This is a genomic window from Xanthobacter oligotrophicus, from assembly GCF_008364685.1.
Classification (GTDB): Bacteria; Pseudomonadota; Alphaproteobacteria; order Rhizobiales; family Xanthobacteraceae; genus Xanthobacter; species Xanthobacter oligotrophicus.
This window is the reverse complement of the sequence record NZ_VTTL01000014.1, coordinates 12564-34026: the sequence shown is the minus strand read 5'-3', so window position 1 is coordinate 34026 and position 21463 is coordinate 12564. Positions and strand designations below refer to the sequence as shown.

3 protein-coding genes are annotated in these 21463 nt (G+C 72.0%); all 3 read left to right on the top strand.

All coding sequences use genetic code 11. The features are described 5' to 3' along the window. Nucleotides 1–4 precede the first annotated feature (4 nt). From FZ033_RS21375 to FZ033_RS21365, 3 genes are read left to right on the top strand one after another with little or no spacing between them, the layout of a single operon-like run. Entirely contained in the window at nucleotides 5–5500 is a 5496-nt protein-coding gene (locus tag FZ033_RS21375; protein WP_149578092.1) for a type I polyketide synthase, read from the top strand. A 3-nt stretch (nucleotides 5501–5503) separates the two neighbouring features. Next, complete coding sequence (locus FZ033_RS21370) at nucleotides 5504–13657, top strand: non-ribosomal peptide synthetase (RefSeq protein WP_149578091.1); 8154 nt, start codon at nucleotides 5504–5506, stop codon at nucleotides 13655–13657. Then, nucleotides 13654–21456 carry a type I polyketide synthase gene (locus FZ033_RS21365; RefSeq protein ID WP_149578090.1) on the top strand — a complete coding sequence of 2601 codons (7803 nt, stop codon included), beginning with the start codon at nucleotides 13654–13656 and terminating at the stop codon, nucleotides 21454–21456. Before FZ033_RS21370 ends, FZ033_RS21365 begins: the two co-directional genes overlap by 4 nt. Nucleotides 21457–21463: the final 7 nt, after the last annotated feature.

Here is a 21463-nt window from a genome sequence, read left to right as displayed (position 1 = left end):
ATCCATGCCCGACCGCACCGCCGGCAGCTCTGCGACCACCACCGAACGGGCGTTGCGCGCGATCCGCGACCTGCGCGCCAAGGTGGATGTGCTGGAGCGCCGCCAGGGCGAGCCGGTGGCCATCGTGGGCATGGGATGCCGCTTCCCCGGCGCCGCAGACCTCTCCGGGTTCTGGGACCTTCTGGTTCGGGGCGAAGATCCCCTCGGCCCGGTGCCGCAGGACCGCTGGAACATCGACAGCCTCTACAATCCCGACCCTCAGGCGCGCGGCAAGACGGTGAGCCGCGAGGGCGGCTATCTGCCGAACCTCGACAGGTTCGACGCCGACTTCTTCGGCATCACCCCGCGCGAGGCGCCGTTCATCGATCCGCGCCAGCGGCTGGTGCTGGAAACCGCCTGGGAGGCGCTGGAGGACGCCGGCATTCCGGCCGACCGCATCGCCGGCTCGCCCACCTCCGTGGTGGTGGGCACGCTGACCAACGACTACAACCAGCTGATCACGGCGGACGACCGCTGGGTGTCCGCCGCCACCGGCACCGGCACGTCGAATTCCATCATCGCCAATCGCCTGTCCTATGTGCTGGACCTCCACGGCCCCAGCCTGACGGTGGACACCGCCTGCTCGGGCTCGCTGCTGGCGCTGCACCTCGCCTGCCAGACCCTGCGCACCGGAGAGGCGACGCTCGCTTTGTGCGGCGGGGTGGCGGTGAATCTGGTGCCGGCGCCGGACATCTGCTTCTCGCGCATGGGCGCGCTGTCGCCGCGCGGACGCTGCCATACCTTCGATGCCGCTTCCGACGGCATGGCGCGGTCGGAGGGCGCTGGCATGGTGGTGCTGAAGCTGCTGTCGCAGGCTGAGGCGGACGGCGACCGCATCTATGCCCTGATCCGCGCCAGCGCGGTCAATCACGACGGGCGCAGCAACGGCATCGCCGCGCCCAATGGGCAGGCGCAGGAGAAGCTGCTGCGCGAGGCCTATGGCAAGGCCGGCATCGCGCCCGGCCGGGTGCAATATGTGGAGGCCCACGGCACCGGCACCATCGTCGGCGACCGCATCGAGCTTCAGGCCCTCGCGCAGGTGCTGGGCACCGATCGCGCGCCGGGGCGCGGCTGCGTGGTGGGCTCGGTGAAGAGCAATATCGGCCACACCGAATCCGCCGCCGGCATCGCCGGCATCATCAAGACCGCGCTGGCCCTGAAGCATCGGCTGCTGCCGGGAAACCTGCATTTCGAGACCCCCCATCCGGCCCTGTCGGAAGCGCCCTTCGCGCTGGAGGTGCGCACCGCCGCCGGACCGTTTCCCGCGCCGGAGGAACCGATCGTCGCCGGGGTGAGCGCCTTCTCGTTCGGCGGGGCCAATGTGCATGTGGTGCTGGAGCAGGCGCCGGCCGCCATCGCCCCGCCCTCCGTCTCCTCACCTGCCGTCGCAGCCTCCGCCGCAGGCGCGGCCGCTTATGTGCTGCCCCTGTCGGCGAAATCTCCGGATGCGCTCACGGCGCTTGCCCGGTCCTATGCGGCCTTCCTGCGCGCGCCCGATGCGCCGGGGCTCGCCGACATCTGCGCCACCGCTACCCTGCGCCGCACGCCCCACGCCTTTCGCCTCGCGGTGGCCGGCACCAGCCGGGAGGAGATGGCCGCCCGGCTGGAGGCGCATCTCGCGGGCGACGACGCGCGCCATGTGGCCACCGGTACCGCGCTGGATGGCGAGGCGGGGATGTCGCTGGCCTTCGTCTTCTCCGGGCAGGGCTCCCACTGGCTGGGCATGGGCCGCGACCTTTATGCCATCGCGCCCGCCTTCCGCGCTGTGATCGACCGGCTGGACGGGCTGGTGCGCGCCGAGGCCGGCTGGTCGCTGATCGAGGAGCTGAACGCGGCAACCGACGCCTCGCGCCTCGACGACATCGACGTGGTGCAGCCCGTCCTCTTCGCCATGCAGGCCGGCCTTGTGGCCCTGTGGCGGGAGCTTGGCGTGGTGCCGAACGTGGTGATCGGCCAGAGCATGGGCGAGATCCCCGCGGCCTTCGCCGCCGGCATCCTCTCGCTGGAGGATGCGGCGCGGGTCATCCTCGCCCGCAGCCGGCTTTTGCGCACCAAGCGCGGGGTGGGCGCCACCGCCGTGGTGGGCCTGCCGGCGGCGGAGGTGGAAGCCGCGCTGGCGCCGCAGGCCGACAGGCTCGCCGTGGCCGGCATCACCAGCTTCGCCTCCACCCTCATCGCGGGGGAGAGCGAGCCGCTCAAGGCCTATCTGGCGGAGCTGGAGGCGGCGGGCATCTTTGCCCGGCTGCTGGAGAATGTGGACGTACCGGCCCACAGCCCGGCCATGGACAGCCTGCGCCCGGCGCTGGAGTCAGCCCTCGCCGCGATCGCGCCACGGCCGGCGCAACTGCGCTTCCTCTCCACCGTGACGCTCAAGGACGAGCCCGGCCCGAATCTCGATGCCGCCTATTGGAGCCGCAACCTGCGCGACCCGTTCCGCGTGGCCGATGCGGTGGCGAAGCTTTCCCGCGAGCGGGCGCATCTGTTCCTCGAAATCAGCCCCCATCCGGTGCTGGCGGGGGCGCTGCGCCAGATCCTCCAGCATGTGGGCGCCGATGGCGTCGCACTGGACAGCCTGACACGGGAGGGGGACGGCGCCCTCGATCTCGCCACCGCGCTCGGCGGCCTGTGGGCAAACGGTTTCGCGGTGGACTGGCGGCGCGTGCTGCCGGCGGGGCGCTGCGTGTCCCTGCCGGCCTATCCCTGGCAGCGCGTGCATTTCTGGGTGGACCAGATCGCCGCCACCACCGGCGGTTCGGCCGGCGCGCGCAAGGCGGGCAGCCATCCCCTGCTCGGCGCGCCGTTCGCGGCGGCGCAGGGCGGCGCGCACTTCTGGGACGGGGAGATCGACATTTCGAGCCTGCCGTGGCTGCGCGACCATGCCCTCTCCGGCGTGCCCGTATTGCCCGGCGCGGCCTATCTGGAGATGGCGCTGGCGGCGGCGCGGCAAGTGATGGCGCGAGAGGCGCTGCCGGGGCAGGGCCTCGTGCTGGAAGACGCCCGCTTCGAGAAGATGCTGCTGTTGCCCGAGGGCGAGGCGCGCCGCCTGCAGGTGATGCTGACCCGTACCGGCGGGGATGGGGCACAGGTGGACGTGCTGAGCCGCCCGGTTCAGGGCGAGGATGACTGGACGCTGCACGCCCGCATCGGCGTGCGGAAGGCTGTTCCGGAGGCGCCGGACGGGCCTGTGCCGGCGGTGGATGAGGGCGCTGCGCCCGTCGATCTCGCCGGCTTCTACGGCCAGTTTGCCGCCGGGGGGCTCGACTACGGCCCGGCGTTCCGGGGCGTGCGGGCGCTGCGGGCCGGTGCCACCGATGCGTGGGCGGAAGTGGCGCTGCCCGAGGGCCCGTCAGATACCGCCTTCGGCCTCCATCCCGCCCTGCTCGACGGGGCGTTCCAGGTGGTGGCCGCCATCGGGACAGAGGGGGACGGCGCGCGGCCGGTCTACCTGCCGCAAGGGGTGGGCGTGCTGGCGCAGCTTGCGGCGGTGCCGGCGCGGGTGTTCGTCCATGCGCGGCTCGCTGCCGATGCGGTGCCCGGCGCGCCGCGTCTTGCCGCCGACCTCACCCTGAGCGATGCCGACGGCACGGTGGTGGCGCGCGTCACCGGCCTTGCCCTGCGCCGGGTGGACGAGATGCGGCCGAGAGCCAGCGCGTCCCTGCGCGACAGCCTCTATCATCTGGAGTGGCACGAGCGCCCGCGCGTGCCCCGCGTGGCGCCGGCGGATGCCGCCGGCCTGTGGCTGCTTTCAGGGGCGCCGGGCGCCGTTCCCGACAGCCTCGCCGAGGCCCTGCGCCAGCGCGGAGGGGAGGTGCGATTGCTCGCGCCCGGTGCAGACCTTGCGGCCGGGATAACTGCCGCCGGCGCCGCCCTGCGCGGCGTGCTGCTGCTGGAGGCCGGGGCGGGCGGCACGGATGTGCCCGACGCCGTATTCGAGGCGGTGGCGGGACGCGCCCTTCCGGCCGTGAAGGCGCTGGCGGAAGGGGCGGCGGGTGCGCGGCTGTTCATCGTCACGGGCGGGGCGGTCGCCTGCGATGTGGCGGACCCGGCCCCCGATCTGGTCGCGGCGCCGCTCTGGGGCTTCGGCCGGGTGGTGGGCATGGAGCATGCCGAGATCTGGGGCGCGCAGATCGACCTTGATCCCGCCGACCCCGCCGGCTCCTGCCCGGCGGCGGCAGACGAGATGCTGGACCTTGCCGACGACCGGGAGATCACCTTGCGCGACGACCGGCGGTGGGTCAGCCGCCTTGCGCGCCTGCCGAAGCCGGCGGTTGCGGCCGGGCCGGTCCTGCTGCGGCCGGATGCGAGCTATCTCGTCACCGGCGGCCTCACCGGCCTCGGGCTGGAGACGGCGCGCTTCCTGGTGGCGCGTGGCGCCCGGCGGCTGATCCTCATCGGCCGCACGCCCTTGCCGCCGCGCGCGGACTGGGCGGCGCTGCCCCCCGAAAGCGAGGCCGGCCAGCGCGTCGCCGCCGTGCGGGGGCTGGAACAGCTGGGCGCCTCCGTGCGTGTGGAGGCGTTCGACGTGGCGGATGAGGCGCGCCTCGCCGCCTTCCTCGCCGCCTATCGGGCCGAGGCGCACCCGCCCATCCGCGGCGTGGTGCATGCGGCGGGGGTGATCCAGGACGCCCTGCTGCTGCGCATGACCGGCGACGACATCGCCGCCGTCATGCGGCCAAAGGTGGCCGGCGCCCTCGCGCTGCACCGGCAGACGGCAGACCTGCCGCTCGATCATTTCGTGCTGTTCTCCTCCGCCTCCTCGGTGCTGGGGCAGGTGGGGCAGGCCGGCTATGGCGCCGCCAACGCCTTCGAGGATGCGCTGGCCGCTCATCGCCGCGCGGCGGGCCTGCCGGCCACCGCCATCAATTGGGGGCCATGGGCGGACATCGGCCTGTTCGCACGCCTTGGCCTTGCCGAGCGGGCGGGGCTTTCGGGCGTGGAGCCCATCGCTCCGGAACAGGGCATGGCGGCCCTCGACCACCTCATGGCCCGGGGGGAGACGCAGGCGCTGGTGCTGAACGCCGACTGGGCGCTGGTGCCCGCCTCGGCGCGGCTGGAGCTGCTTCAGGCGGCGGCCGCGCCCGACGCCCCCTCCACCGCCGGCATCGCCGACCTGCTGCTGATGGCCCCCGCCGAGCGCAAGGCCGAGCTGCGCGCGCGCCTCGGCGCCATCGTCGCCGCCGTGCTGCGCTTCGATGCGGACAAGCTCGACCACCGGCGGGCGCTGACCACCTTGGGCATGGATTCCATCATGGCGGTGGAAATCCGCAACCGCATCAAGCGGCAGTTCGACCTGACGCCCAGCATCGTGGACCTGTTCACCGGCTCGGTGGCGCGCCTTGCGGACTGGCTGGACGGGGAACTGGCCGCCGACGACCGCCTCAAGGCGCTGCTGGACGAGATCGAGGACCTGCCGGAAGCGGAAGTCGAGGCGCTGCTCGCGTCCGGGCAGAAGGTGGCGTAACCCATGAATATCGAAGAGCGCCTCGCCCAATTGTCCCCCCAGCAGCGGGAATTGCTGGCGCGCCGGCTGGAGCAGCGGGCGCAGGCCCCGGCCGCGCCGCGCATCCCGCCCCAGCCGCGCGACGGGCGGGGCTTTCCCCTGTCGTTCGCGCAGGAGCGGCTGTGGTTCGAGCACCAGATCGACCCTTCGAGCCCGGCCTATAACGAGGCGGTGGTGCTGCGCGTGCGCGGCCCGCTCCGGCTCGACTTCATCGGCGAGGCCCTCGACGACCTGATCACCCGGCACGAGATCCTGCGCACCGGCATCGTCCCGGCCGGTGGCACGGCGGAGCAGGTCATCGCCCCGCCGGCGCCGCTGCCGCTGGAGCGGCGCGATCTTGCGGGGCAGGGCGAAGAGGCGCTGGACGAGGCGATCCGCGAGGCCATCCGCCGCCCGTTCGCCCTCGCCACGCCGCCGCTGCTGCGGCTTTCGGCGCTGGCGCTGGGGCCGAATGAGCAGGTGCTGGTGTTCGTGGTCCACCACATCGTGCTCGACGGCTGGTCCGCCGCCGGCCTGTTCCGGGAGATCTTCGCCGCCTATGGCGCCCGCCAGCGGGGCGAGCGAGTGCCGGCCCCCGCGGCGCCGATGCAATATGCCGATTATGCGGTGTGGGAGCGCGCGCGCTTTGCCAGCGGCGCGCTGGATACCGAGCGCGCGTACTGGACGCGGACGCTGGCCCATGCGCCGCCGCCCCCCGCCCTGCCGCTGGACCGGCCGCGCCCGGCCCTGCGCGGCACCGCCGGCGGGCGCGTGGTGTTCCGCTGCGATGTGGACTTAAGCGCGGCGCTGCGCGCGCTGGCCCAGAGCTGCGAGACCACGGTGTTTGCGACGCTGGCGGCCGCCTATGGCGTGCTCTTGTCGCGCCATGGCGGCACCGACGACGTGCTCCTCGCCGTGCCCTCTACCACCCGCGACCTGCCGGAGCTGGAAAGCGCGGTGGGCCTGTTCATCAACACGCTGGTGCTGCGCCTGAAGCTGGACGGACAGGCCTCGTTCAAGGCTGCGCTGGGCGCTGTGAGCGCGGTGGCGACCCAGGCGCGGGCGCACCAGCTTTATCCCCACGAGCGGCTGGTGGAGCATCTGCGCCGGGAGCGCGATCTGGGTCCGGTGCCGCTGACGGCGCTGATGTTCGACGTGCAGAAGCTGCCGGCGGGCATCGCGCCGGAGGGGCTTGATGTCGACTATCTCGACGTGGACCCCGGCACCAGCAAGTTCGATCTCGGCCTCTCCATCAAGGATGACGGCGCCGATCTGGTGGGCACCTTCGAGTATTCAGCCGACCTGTTCGACCGTGCGAGCGTGGAGGCCATGGCGCGGCAGTTCCAGGCGCTGCTGGCGGATATCGCCGCCCGGCCGGAGGCGGCGCTGGCCGACCTCGCCCTCATGTCCGGGGAAGAGGCGCGGAAGGCGCTGGCCGCCGGCCTCGGCCCACGGCTGGAGATCGGCGCCGAGCGGCGGCTGCATGTTCGCTTCGCCGCCGTGGCCGCGCGCCAGCCGGAGGCCATCGCCGTCACCTGCGGGGCGGAGAGCCTCACCTATGGCGCGCTGGACGCCGCCGCCAACCGGCTGGCCCACCGCCTCGCCAGGCTCGGCGCCGGGCCGGGGCAGGCGGTGGCGCTGCGGATGCAGCGCTCGGTGGAACTGATGGTGGGCCTCCTCGGCGTCCTGAAGGCCGGGGCGGCCTATGTGCCGCTGGATCCCCATTGGCCGCCGGCGCGGCAGGCGGAAATCCTCGCCCAGAGCGGCGCCCGCATCGCGGTGGCGCGTGTGGCGGATGGCGAATTGGGGGAGGGGATCGCCCTGTGCGACCCCGTCATTTCCGATGAGCCTTCCACGGCGCCCGACGTGGCGCCCGACATGGCAGAGGGGCCGGACGACCCGGCCTATATCCTCTACACCTCCGGCTCCACGGGGCGCCCGCGCGGGGTGGTGGTGTCCCATGGCGCGGTGGTGAACCTGTTCTACGCGCTCAATGCCAGCGTCCATGCCGGCCTCGGCGCCGGGCCGCTGCGGGTGGCGGTGAACGGGCCGGTGGTGTTCGACACCTCGGTCAAGCAGATCATCCAACTGCTCGGCGGCCACACGCTGGACGTGATCCCCGATGCTGCGCGGGAGGACCCGGCGGCGTTGGTCGCCTATCTGCGCGCCCAGGCCATCGACGTGCTGGACGTGACGCCCACCCATCTCTCCATGCTGCTGGCCGAAGGCCTGCTGGCGCCCAGCCACTTGCGGCCGAAGGCGGTGCTGGTGGGCGGTGAGCCCATCGACGGGGCCCTGTGGGCGCAGCTTGCGGCGCAGTCCGGCGTGTGCTTCTTCAACCTCTACGGGCCGACGGAGTGCACCGTCGATGCCACGGCCACCGAGATCACCGGCCCGGTGCCCCACATGGGCCGGGCCCTGCCGAACGTGCGCACCTATGTGCTGGACGGCGCCGGCCGCCCGGTGCCGCAGGGCATGGCGGGGGAGCTTTATATCGGCGGCGCCGGGGTGGCGCGGGGCTATCTGGGCGAGCCGGAGCTGACTGCCCGGCGCTTCGTTTCGCTGCCGTTCGATGACGGACCGGTCTATCGCACCGGCGATCTCGTGCGCCGCCGGGCCGACGGCAGCCTCGTCTTCCTCGGCCGGGCCGACGCGCAGGTGAAGCTGCGCGGCTATCGCATCGAGCCGGGAGAGATCGCCGCCGCGCTGAAGGCGGTGGCGGGCGTGCGCGATGCCGCCGTGGTGCTGCACGGGGAGGGCGCAGTGCAGCGGCTGGTGGCCTATGTGGTGGCCGATCCCGCCCGCGCGCCTCTGGTGAACGGCGCGCCGCGCCATGTGCTGCCCAACGGCCTTGCGGTGGCTCATCTCAACCGCAACGAGACCGACTTCCTCTATGAGGAAATGTTCGAGCTGGAAGCCTATTTCCGCCACGGGGTGGAGCTGCGCGCCGGCGACACGGTGTTCGACGTGGGGGCCAATATCGGCCTCTTCACCCTCGCGGCCCATCTCGCCGCGCCGGATGTGCGGGTGCATGCCTTCGAGCCCAACCCCACCGTCTGCGCGCTGGCGCGGGCCAATGCGGCGCTCTATGGCGTCGCCGCGACCCTCCACAATACGGGGCTCGCCGCCGCGCCGGGGCGGGCCGCCTTCACCTTCTATCCCGGCTTCTCCTTCCTCTCCGGCCTTCATGCCGACCGGGCGGCGGATGCGGACGTGGTGCGCTCCTTCGTGCGCAAGCATGAGGGCGAGGGCGGGGCGGGCTTTGCCCCCGCCCTGCTGGAGGAATTGCTGGAGGACCGCCTCGCCAGCCGCACTCTTGATGTGGCGCTGGACACCCTCTCGGATGTCATGGCGCGGGAGAGGGTTGAGACCATCGACCTCCTGAAGATCAATGTGGAGAAGAGCGAGGCGCAGGTCCTTGCCGGCATCCGCGCCGAAGACTGGCCGAAGATCCGGCAGGTGGCGCTGGAGCTGCACGACATGGACGGGCGGCTGGACGCAGTAGTGGCGCTGCTGAAGGCGCAGGGCTTCACCGTGAGCGTGGAGCAGGACTGGCGGCTGGAGGAGAGCGCCAAGACCAATTACTACCTCTACGCCCATCGCGTCCCGCGTCCCGGCCCCCGCCCGCCCCGCGCCGCCATCCCTCCCATGCTCGATGCCGAAGGGCTGCGCTCGGCGCTCGCCCGCCGCCTGCCGGACTACATGGTGCCGGCCGACATGGTGTTCCTCGATGCGCTGCCTCTCACCCCGAACGGCAAGCTGGACACGCGCGCACTGCCCGCGCCCTTAGCCCCCGCCGCGCCGGAGGCCGCCGCCCCGCGCACTGAGACCGAGCGGCGCCTCGCCGCCCTGTGGGCCGAGGTGCTGCACCGCGAGGCCGTGGACATAAACGATGATTTCTTCCGTATCGGCGGGCATTCGCTACTGGCCACCCTGCTGATGGCGCAGCTGCGTGCCCGCTTCGACGTGGCCCTGCCGCTGCGCGCTTTGTTCGAGGCGCCCACGGTGGCGCGGCTCGCCGCGCGCATCGATGCCGAGCCGGCGGTGGCGGATGGCGCGGACGCCGTCGCCGGCCTGCCGCAGCTGACGCCGGACCCGGCGGCGTGGCATGAGCCGTTCCCGCTCACCCCCATCCAGGAAGCCTATTGGATGGGGCGCACCGCCACCTTCGAGCTGGGGCAGGCGGCGACCCAGATCTATCTGGAGCTGGAGCAGGTGGGCTGGGACCTGCCGCGGATCGAGGCGGCGTGGAACCGGCTGGTGAAGCGCCACGACATGCTGCGCGCAATCATCCTCAGCGAGGATCGCCAGCAGGTGCTGGCGGACGTTCCCTATTATCCCATCGCCTTCGAGGACCAGCGCGGCCGCCCCGCCGACGCGGTGGCGCGCCATCTCGCGGCGGTGCGCGAGGCCATGAGTGGGCAGACCCTGCCGGCCGATCGCTGGCCCCTGTTCCAGATCCGCGCCACCCTCATGGACGGAGGCAAGGTGCGGCTGCATGTGGGCGTGGACGCGCTGATCGCCGATGCCGCCAGCCTGTTCCTGCTGTTCGACGAATGGCGCCGGAGTTACGAGGCGGACGGCGACACCCGCCCGCCGCTTTCCATTGGCTTCCGCGACTATGTGCTGGCCGAGCGCGGCCTGCACCAGGGCGTGCTCTACCAGGCCGCGCAGCGCTACTGGTTCGACCGGCTGGATACCCTGCCGCCGGCGCCGGAGCTGCCGGTGGACCGGGCAGCGGCCGCCGCGCTGGACAAGCCGCATTTCGTGCGCCGCACCCGCCGGCTCTCCCCCGCCCTGTGGCAGGCGCTGAAGGAGCGCGCCGCCACGGCCGGGCTGACGCCGTCGCTGGTGCTCATCGCCGCCTATGCGCAGGCGCTGGGCGATTGGAGCGCGAGCCCGCGCTTCACCCTGAACCTCACCACCTTCAACCGCCTGCCGCTGCACCCCGACGTGACCGGCCTGATGGGCGACTTCACCACCCTCACCTTGCTGGAGGCGGACCACAGCCAGCCGGCCTCGTTCCTCGATCGGGCGCGGGCGCTGCAGGCCCGGCTGTGGGACGATCTGGAGCATCGCACCATCAGCGGCATCGACGTGCTGCGCGCGCTGGCGCAACGCCGCCGCAGCGGCGTCTCGGCGCTGATGCCGGTGGTGTTCACCAGCGCCCTCGACATCGACCCCGCCGGCCAGAAGGCCCAGCGCTTCGGCGAGGTGGTGGAGAGCGTGTCGCAGACCCCGCAGGTCTGGCTCGACCATCAGGTGATGGAGTGGAACGGCGCGCTGGTGCTCAACTGGGACGCGGTGGAGGCCATCTTCCCGCCCGGCCTGCTGGATGATTTCGCCACCGCCCATGGCGATCTGGTGGAACGCCTCGCCACCTCCGACAGCGCGTGGAGCGAAGCGCAGGGCAGCCTTGCCCCCGCCGACCAGATCGCCCGCCGCGCCGCCATCAACCGCACCCATGAGGACTTTCCGCCGCGCCGGCTGGAAGCGGCCTTCCGCGCCCACGCCGCCGCTCATCCCGAAGCCGTGGCCGTCCTCACCAGCCGCCGCGCCGTGAGCTATGGCGAATTGCACCGGCGCGCCGCCGAGATCGCCGGCCTGTTGCGGGCGCGGGGCGAAGGGCCGGGCCGCCTCGTCGCCGTGGTGATGCGCAAGGACTGGGAGCAGGTGGCCGCCGTGCTCGGCATCCTCATGGCGGGCGCGGCCTATCTGCCGGTGGATCCCGACCTGCCGGGTGAGCGCCGGGCCTATCTCTTGACCCATTGCGATGTCACCACCGCCCTCACCCAGTCCGCCGTGGACGCGGCGCTGGACTGGCCGGACGGCATCGCGCGCATCGCCGTGGACCTGCTGGAGGGGACGGGCGGAGACGCCAGCGCGCTCTCCCTCGACGACCTCTCCCTTGGTGACCTCTCCCTCGACGATCTCGCCTATGTGCTCTTCACCTCCGGCTCCACCGGGGTGCCGAAGGGCGTGATGATCAGCCAGCGGGCCATCGCCAATTCCATCGCGGACTTCACCCGCCGCTACGGCTTTGGCCCCCGCGATCGCACGCTCGGCCTTTCGGCGCTGGGCTTCGACCTCTCGGTGTTCGACATGTTCTGCCCGCTCTCCGCCGGCGGCGCCATCGTACTGCCGGACGCGGATCGGCTGCGCGATCCCGAGCATTGGGCGGACCTTGCCCGCCGCCACACCGTCACGGTCTGGCAGTCGGTGCCGGTGCTGATGCAGATGATGGTGGAGGCGCTGGAGCCGCGCCGCGACCTGTGGCCGGCGTCCCTGCGCTGCGTGGTCATGAGCGGCGACTGGATCCCGGTGTCCCTGCCCGATCGCATCCGCGCCTTCGATCCCGCCATCGCGCTCCACGGCCAGGGCGGCGCGACGGAAACCTCCATCAATGCGGTGGTCTATCCCATCGGCGCGGTGGACCCGGCGTGGCGCTCCATTCCCTACGGCAAGCCCTTCGCCAACCAGACCGCCCACATTCTCAACGCCCAGCTGGAGCCCGCCCCGGACTACGTGCCCGGCGAGCTGTACATCGGCGGCACCGGCCTTGCGGACGGCTATTGGAAGGACGAGGCGAAGACACGCGCCGCCTTCATCCGCCATCCCCGCACCGGCGAGCGGCTCTACCGCACCGGCGATTACGGGCGCGTCCTGCCCGATGGCAACATCGAGTTTCTCGGCCGGCGCGACACCCAGATCAAGGTGAACGGCCACCGCATCGAGCTGGGCGAGATCGAGGCCGTTCTGGCGCAGCATCCCAACGTGGAGCATGCGGTGGCGGCGGCGCCGGGGGATGGGCTCGGCCATCGCCGGCTGGTGGCCTATGTGGTGCTCAAGCCGCAGGCTGACGCCGAGGAGGAGCCGGGCGGGGACCTGAGCACGGACAATGTGCTCGCCGATCCCATGGCGCGGGTCGCCTTCAAGCTCGATCGCCACGGCCTTCGCCCGGAGGAGGCGGATGCGCAGACCGTGCCGCTGCCCGGCGGCAGCTTCGATGCGGCGCGCCGCGCGGCATGGCTGGCGCGCCAGAGCTTCCGCCATTTCCAGGGCGGGACCGTCGCCATGGAGCGGCTCGGCGCGCTCCTGGGGGCGTTGCAGGAGCTGCCCATGGAGGGCGCGCCGCTGCCGAAGTTCCGCTATCCCTCGGCCGGCAGCCTCTATCCCGTGCAGGCCTATGTGGTGGCAAAGCCCGGCCGCGTCGCCGGCCTTGCGGGCGGGGCCTATTATTACGACCCGAGAAGCCATCGCCTCGTCGCGGTGGGGCCGGGGGCGGAGATGACAAAGCTTTATCCCGGCCCCAACCGGCCTTTGGTGGAGGCCTCGGCCTTCTCCCTCGTGCTGGTGGGGCGGCGGGCGGCGGTGGAGCCCCTTTATGGCCCGCTGTGGCGCGACTTCTGCCTGCTGGAGGCCGGCTACATGGGCCAGCTGCTCTGCGCCGCCGCGCCCGAGCAGAAGCTCGGCCTGTGCCCACTGGGCTTCCTCGCCGAGGGGCCGGCGCACGCGCTGCTCGGGCTCGATGAGGCGGACGTGGTGCTGCACAGCTTCGCCGGCGGGGCCATCACCGAGGCCCAGCTGGAAAGCTGGTCGCCAGAGGAGGTGCCCCAGCAGCCAAGCCCCGTGGACGAGCTGCGCGCCCACCTGCGCCGCAAGCTGCCCGACTACATGCTGCCGTCGAGCATCATCCTGCTGGATGCCCTGCCCTTGAGCGCCAACGGCAAGGTCGACCGCGACGCCCTGCCGTCGCCCGACGCCATCCTGCCCGTGGCGGACGCGGGCGCGGCGCCCGCCACCGACGTGGAGAAGACCATCGCGCAAGTGGTGGAGGCGGTGCTGCAACTGCCGGCGCTGGGGCTCGACAGCAACTTCTTCGACCTCGGCGCCAATTCGGTGCATCTGGTGCAGATCCACCGCCGGCTGCAGGAGCAGCTGGAGCGCACCTTCCCGCTGGTGGACCTGTTCCAGAACCCCTCCATCCGTCGCCTCGCCCTGTTCCTCGACGGCGGCGCGGTGGCGCTTGAGACCGACGACATCGTCGCGCGCGTCGAGCGCGCGAAGCAGGACCGCGCGAGACGGCTCGCCCGCCGGCGCACCGGCGGTACATCGACAGAAGCGGAAGCGGCATCATGAGCAACGCGTCCCTCAGCGCCCCCTTGGACGGCATCGCTATCATCGGCATGAGCGGGCGGTTTCCCGGCAGCGGCGACATCGCCGCCTTCTGGCGCGCGCTGGTGGAAGGCCGCGAGTGCATCACGCGCTTCACCGATGAGGAGCTTCTGGAGGCGGGCATTCCCGCCGCCGTTCTGCGCCAGCCCAATTATGTGAAGGCCGGCTCCTATCTCGACGCCATCGACCTGTTCGACGCCGCCTTCTTCGGCATCAGCCCCCGCGAGGCGGAGCTGATGGACCCGCAGCAGCGCCTGTTCCTGGAGCATGCGTGGCTGGCGCTGGAAGACGCCGGCATCGTGCCGGAGCGCTTTGCCGGCGAGATCGCGGTGTTCGGCGGCGCCAGCTTCTCCACCTACGGCCTGCTGCACCTGCGCGCGGAGATCGGCTCGGTGGGCAGCCTTGAGACCGTGCTGGGCAACGACAAGGATTATCTGGCCACCCGCGTCTCCTACAAGCTGGGCCTCAGGGGCCCGAGCGTGAGCGTGCAGACCGCCTGCTCCACCTCGCTCACCGCCGTGGCCATGGCCTGCGACAGCCTCTTGAATCTGCAGGCGGACGTGGCGCTGGCGGGCGGCGTCACGGTGAAGCTGCCGCTGAAGAGCGGCTATCTGTTCGAGGACGGCAGCATCCTGTCACCGGATGGCCATTGCCGGGCGTTCGACGCCAAGGCGCGGGGCACCATCTTCGGCAGCGGCGTGGGCGTGGTGGCGCTGAAGCGGCTGGAGGATGCGGTGGCCGATGGCGATCCCATCCATGCGGTGATCCGCGGCTGGGGTATCAACAATGATGGCGACCACAAGGTGGGCTTCTCCGCCCCCAGCGTGGACGGGCAGGCTCGCGTCATCGCCACCGCGCTGGCGCAGGCGGGCATTGCGCCGGACACCATCTCCTATGTGGAGGCCCACGGCACCGGCACGCCGCTTGGCGACCCAATAGAGGTGCGGGCGCTCACCCGCGCCTATGGTTCGGGGGCACGGCGCGCCGACAAGTGCGGCATCGGCTCGGTGAAGACCAATGTGGGCCACCTGGAATCGGCGGCGGGCATCACCGGCCTCATCAAGGCGGCGCTGGCGGTGAAGCACGGGGTGATCCCGCCAAGCCTGAATTTCGAGACGCCCAATCCCGAGATCGACTTCCCCGCCACCCCGTTCCGGGTGGTGGACCAGCTGACGCGGTGGCCAGCGGAAGGCCATCCCCGCCGTGCCGGGGTGAATTCCTTCGGCATGGGCGGCACCAATGTGCACATGGTGCTGGAGCAGGCCCCCGCCGTGCCGGCGGTGGAGCGGCAGGTGGAGCGGCCCGAGCATCTCCTCGTCCTCTCCGCTCGCAGCGCGGCCGCCCTGCGTGATCTGGCGCGGTCCTATGCCGGGGCCGTGGCGGAGGCGGGCGCCGGGCAACTGGGAGATATCGCTTTCACCGCCGCCACCGCGCGGCGGCACTTTCCGCACCGGCTGGCTGTGACGGCGCGCGCGGCGGAGGAACTGGCCGTGCAGCTTGCCGCCTTCGCCGATGGCGGCGCGCCGGACATGTCCGGCGAGGCGGCAGGGGCGGCGCCCGAGGTGGCGTTCCTGTTCTCCGGCCAGGGCTCCCAATATGCCGGCATGGGCCGCGCGCTGTACGAGGCCTCGCCGCGCTTCCGCCGCACGCTGGATCGGTGCGACGCCATCCTCCGGCCGCTCATGGACCGGCCGCTGCTCAGCGTGCTGTTTCCCGCAACCGGCGACGAGGGGCTGATCGACGAGACCATCTACACCCAACCGGCCCTGTTCAGCCTCGGCTATGCGCTGGGGGACCTGTGGCGCTCATGGGGCGTGAAGCCCTCGGTGATGCTGGGCCACAGCGTCGGCGAATATGCCGCCGCGACGCTCGCCGGCGTGTTCACGCTGGAAGAGGGGCTGAAGCTCATCGCCGCCCGCGGCCGCCTCATGCAGGCGCTGCCCCGCGACGGGGTGATGATGACCATTTTCGCCGCCGAGGCCGAGGTGGCGGCGGCGGTGGCGCCTTATGCGTCCGAGGTCTCCATCGCCGCCGTCAACGCCCCGCGCAGCACGGTGATTTCCGGCCGGCGCACCGCCGTGGAGGCCATCGCCGCCGGCTTCGAGGCGAAGGGTGTGAAGGCGCGGGCGCTCACCACGTCCCATGCGTTCCACTCGCCCCTGATGCAGCCCATGATGGCGGCATTCCGCGCGCTGGCGGAAAGCATCGCCTATGGCGCGCCGAACATTCCCATCCTCTCCAATCTCACCGGCCGGCTGGAGACCACCGCGCTGGCGAGCGCCGACTATTGGTGCCGCCACGTGCTGGCGCCGGTGCGCTTTCTCGATGGCATCAGCGCCGCCGCCGCGCGGGGCATAAGCCTGTTCGTGGAGATCGGGCCGCGCCCGGTTCTGTGCGCCCTCGGCCGCGAGACGCTGGATGGGGCGCCTGACGCGGACGGCCGGCAGTGGCTGGCGAGCCTGCGCCGGCCCGGCACCGACTGGCGCACCATGCTCGACAGCCTCGGCCGGCTTCATGTGGCCGGCGTCGAGATCGACTGGGCCGGGTTCGACGCGGACTATGCGCGCCGCCGCTTGCGGCTGCCGGGCTATGCCTTCCAACGCCGCAGCTTCTGGGCCGCGCCCCGGCCCGGCGGCGCTGCCGGCGGCAAGGTGCGCGGCGTCGCCACCGGCGCCGACCATCCGCTGCTGGGCCAGCGGCTGCGGCAGGCCGGCACCCGCGAGGTGCGGTTCGAGGCGGCGCTGAACGCCACCGATCCCGCCTTCCTCACCGACCATCGGGTGTTCGATGCGGTGGTGTTGCCGGCCACCGGCTATCTGGAGATGGCGCTGGCCGGCGGCGCGCACCTGTTCGCCACCGACGAGCTGACGCTGGAGGACATTTCCTTCAAGCAGGTAATGACCCTGCCGGATGCGGGCGAACGCATCGTGCAGGCGGTGTTCGTGCCCTCTTCTGCAAAGGCTTATGCCTTCGAGATCTTCGGCGGCGATGCGGCGGGGGAAGAGTGGACGCTCCACTGTTCCGGCACCGTGAAGCCGGCGGCGGACGACGTCGACCTGCCCGCCGATGACGAGACCCTTGAAGCCGCCCGCAGCCGGTGCGACGCGCCGGTGCCGGTGGCCGCGGTCTATGAGAATTATCTCAAGCGCGGGCTCGCCTACGGCCCCGCCTTCCGCGGCATCGCCGCGCTTTCCGCCGGGGAGGGGGAGACGCTGGCCCATATCGTGCTGCCCGACGCGGCGCGGGACGGGAGCGACACCTACCGCCTGCATCCGGCGCTGATGGATGCCTGCTTCCAGGCGCTGGGCGCCGCCTTCGGCGCCATGAACGACGCCGACACCTATCTGCCGGTGAGCCTCGACCGCCTCACCGTGCACGGCGTCGTGCCGGGCGACATCTTCAGCCATTCCCGCCTGCACGGCGGGGAGGGGGAAGGCGTCGCCGACCACATCTCGACGCTGCGCCTGTTCGACGCGCAGGGCGCGGTGGCGGCGGAGGCGGTGGGGCTGAAGTCGCGCCGCGTCACCCGCGACGTGGTGCTGCCGCAGGATGCCGGCGGCATCGACACCTGGCTCTATGACCTCGCGTGGGAGCCCGCCGAAACGCCTTCGGGCGTCGAGGGGCCCGGGGCGGGGCCGTGGCTTCTTGTCGGCGGCGACGGGTTGGCGAGCGCCGTCGCCGCGCGGCTGGAAGTGCTGGGCGGGTCCGCGCTGCTTCTGCCGGCGGGGGAGGTGGGACGCCTGCCGGACCTTCTCGCCACCGGCACCGTTGCCGGCCTTGTGGATCTGCGCGCTCTGGACCTGCGCGCGCTCGCTTCAAGTGATGCCGATATCCCCGAAGCGGCGGAGCGCGCCGGCGCCGACCTCCTGGCCCTCGTGCAGGCCATGATCGCCGCCGGCCGCACAAGCGATCTGCCGCTGGTCGTGCTCACGCGTGGCGCCCAGGGCGGCGTCGTGCCGGAGGAGGCGCCGGCCGATGAGGGCCTGGCCGCCGCCCCGCTCTGGGGCCTGGTGCGCACCGTGTGGCACGAATATCCCGACCTGCCCGCCACCGTCCTCGACCTTGCTCCCGAAGCTGCGGCGGATGAAGCGGAGACCATCGCCGCCGAGCTCACCGGCGGCGATGGCGAGCAGCAGGTGGCCTATCGTGCCGGCGCCCGCTTCGTGGCGCGGTTGAAGCGCCACCAGAGCACGGCGGCGCAGAACCGGCTGGAGATCCCCGATACCCCCTATCGCATCGACCGGACGCCCGAGGGCGGCCTCGACCGGCTGCTGGTGGTGCCCCATGCCCGCCGACGCCCGCAGGCCGGGGAGGTGGAGCTGGAAGTGCTGGGCATGGGCCTCAACTTCCGCGACGTGCTCAACGCCATGGGCCTTTATCCCGGCGAGGCCGGCCCGTTCGGCGGCGAGTGCTCCGGGCGGGTGCTGCGGGTGGGGCCGGGCGTCACCGGCCTTGCGCCCGGCGACGAGGTGGTCGCCATGCATTTCGGCACCTTCGCCAGCCACGTCACCCTGCCGGCGGCGGTGGTCTTCAAGGTGCCGCAGGGCATGCCGGTGGTGGAGGCGGCGGGCCTGCCCATCGTCTATCTCACCACCTGGTACGGGCTTCACCACCTCGCCGGCATCAAGGCCGGGGACAGGGTGCTGATCCATTCCGCCTCGGGGGGTGTGGGCATCGCCGCCATTCGCGTCGCGCAGATGGTGGGCGCGGAGATCTTCGCCACCGCCAGCCCCCACAAGCACGATTTCCTGCGCGCGCTGGGTGTCACCCACGTCATGAACTCGCGCGACACTGCCTTCGCCGACGAAATCATGCGGCTGACCGGCGGGCGCGGCGTGGACATGGTGCTCAACAGCCTCGGTGGCGAAGCCATTCCCGCCAGCCTCTCGGTGGTGACGCCGGGCGGGCATTTCATCGAGATCGGCAAGCGCGACATCTGGAGCGTGGACGAGGCCCGCGCGGCGCGGGGCGACATCTCCTATTCCATCGTCAATTTCGACATCACCGCCGTGGAAGAACCCGAGCTGGTGCGCGCGCTGCTCGCCGAGGCGCTGGAGCTGATGTCCTCCGGCGCGCTGGGCCAGCCCGTCACCACCGTCTATGGGGTGGAGGACGCGCTCGACGCCATGGCGGCCATGCAGAAGGCGCGGCACACCGGCAAGCTGGTGCTGGCGACGCCTGCCGCAGGCGCCCGCCGGGGCGATTTTGCCGCCGACGCCACCTATCTGGTCACCGGCGCTTTCGGCGGCATCGGCCGGCTGGTGGCGGGCTGGATGGTGGAGCGCGGCGCCCGCAATCTCGCCCTCGTCGGCCGCCGCCCGCCGGACCGGGAGGCCGAGGCTGCCATCGCGGCGCTGCGGGCCGCCGGGGCACGGGTGGAGGTGTTTGCCGCCGACGTGGGGGACGAGGCCGCGCTCGCGCAAGTGCTCGCCGCCTTGGATGCCGGCATGCCGGCGCTGCGCGGCGTCATTCATGCCGCCGGGGTGCTGGATGACGGCGTTCTCACCGCGCTCGATCCGGCGCGGCTTTCAAGCGTGTTCGCCGCCAAGGTGCGCGGCGCCTTCGCTTTGCACCGGGCCACGGCGCATCGCCCGCTGGACCTGTTCGTGATGTTCTCCTCCCTCGGCTCCGTGCTCGGCGCGCCGGGGCAGGCCAATTATGCCGCCGCAAACGCCTTCCTCGACCGGCTGGCCCACGCCCGTCGTGCCAAGGGCCTGCCCGCCCTCGCCATCAACTGGGGCGGCTGGCAGGACACCGGCATGACCGCCGGCGGCGCGGTGGCCGCCAGCCTTGCCTATGGCGGCAGCATCCCGCCGCTGAAGGGGCTGACGATCCTCGGCCAGCTGATGCGGGAGAGCGCCGCCGAGGTGGGCGTCGCCCCCTTCGACTGGCGGCTTTATTTCGAGGGCTTGCCGCGCCGCCTCTCGGTGCTCGCCCATGTGGAGCGGGAGCTGGAGCAGGCGGCCGCTGCCGCGGAAACCTTCGCCGTTTTGCGCACCGCCCTGCGCAGCGCCGATGCCGCCCGCCGCGACGGCCTGCTGCTGGATTACCTGCGCGGCGTCGTCGGCCGCCTGCTGCGGCTGGAGGGTGGGGAGGTGCTGTCCGAGACCCAGCCGCTGCAGGAATTGGGGCTGGATTCCCTCGTCAGCATCCAGCTGCGCAACCGCATCCGTTCCGAGCTGGAGATCGACCTGCCGGTGGCAGAGATGATGGAGGCGGGCAGCCTCGCCCAGCTGGTGGCGGTGGCCTCCGGCAAGATCGCGCCGGTGGCGGGGGAGGGCGCGGCGCCACCCGCCGGCATCGTGCCGCTTCACCTGGCCGAGGCGCCGGCCTCGTTCGCGCAGCAGCGCCTGTGGTTCCTGTCGCGGCTTGATCCGGGGTCGGCCTTCTACACCGTCACCTTCTCCCTGTTCCTGGAAGGGCCGTTCGAGCCCGACGCCTTTGGCCGCGCCGTGGCGGAGATCGTCCGCCGCCACGGTGCGCTGCGCACCTCTTTCCCGGAGGTGGACGGCGCGCCGGTGCAGCGCATCCGCGATGATCTTGCGCTGCCGCTGGAGTGGGTGGATCTCTCCGGTCTGAACGAGGCGGAGCGCGAGCGCCAGATGGCGCGCCGGGTGGAGGAGGAATCCCGCCGCACCTTCGATCTCGCCGAAGGGCCGCTGTTCAAGCTCACGGTGCTGAAGCTGGGCGCTGAGCTGCAGCGGGCCATCGTCGCCATCCACCACATCGTCACCGACGGTTGGTCGGCGGTGGTGTTCATCCAGGAGCTGGGGGCGCTCTACCGGGCCTTCTCCCGGGGCGAGGCCACTCCCCTGCCCGAGCTGCCGGTGCAATACACCGACTTTTCCGTGTGGCAGCGCGACTGGCTCAGCGGGCCGCGCCTTGCGGCGGAGCTGGACTATTGGCGCGGGCAGCTCGCGGCGCCCTTGCCGGTGCTGGACCTGCCCACCGACCGGCCGCGCACCAGCGCCGTCATGCACCGCGGCGGCGCCTTCACGGTGATGCTACCGAAGGAGCTGGCGGATGGCCTCAAAGCGCTGGGCCGCAGCGCCGGGGCGGGCCTGTTCGCCACGCTTTTGGCCGGCTTCCGGATCCTGCTGCACCGCCTCACCGAGGCGCAGGATATTGTCGTGGGCTCGCTGGTGGCCAATCGCGACCGGCCGGAGATCGAGGGGCTCATCGGTTTCTTCGCCAACATGGTGGTGTTCCGCGGCGATCTTTCGGGCGACCCCACCGTGCGCGCGGCCCTCGCCCGCGAGGCGGAGACCGTGCGCGGCGGCCTTGCCCACCAGGACGTGCCGTTCGAGAAGCTGGTGGAGGAGCTGAAGCCGGAGCGCCAGAGCGGCCGCAATCCCCTCTGCGACGTGATCCTCGTGCTCCAGCGCGGCGTGCCGAAGCCCGACCTCGATGCGCGGGATCTGAAGATCGGACCGGTGTGGGACCTCGACAACGGCACCGTGCGCTTCGACCTGGAGGTGCATGTCTGGGAGACCGACCAGGGCCTCTCCACCTCCTTCATCTACAACGCCGACCTGTTCGACGCCGCCAGCGTGGAGCAGCTGGAGCGCCAGTTCGCGGCGGTGCTCGCGGCCATGGTGGAGGCCCCCGACCTGCCGGTGTCGCGGCTGCCCTTGGCGTCGGCCGCGCCGGATGGGGGAGATGCGCTGGCGCAGACGCTCCAGCAGATCGAAAACCTCAGCGACGCCGAGGTGGATGCGCTCTTGCGCGAGATGATGGACGAGGGCGTCGGCGACACACCATGAGACAGGT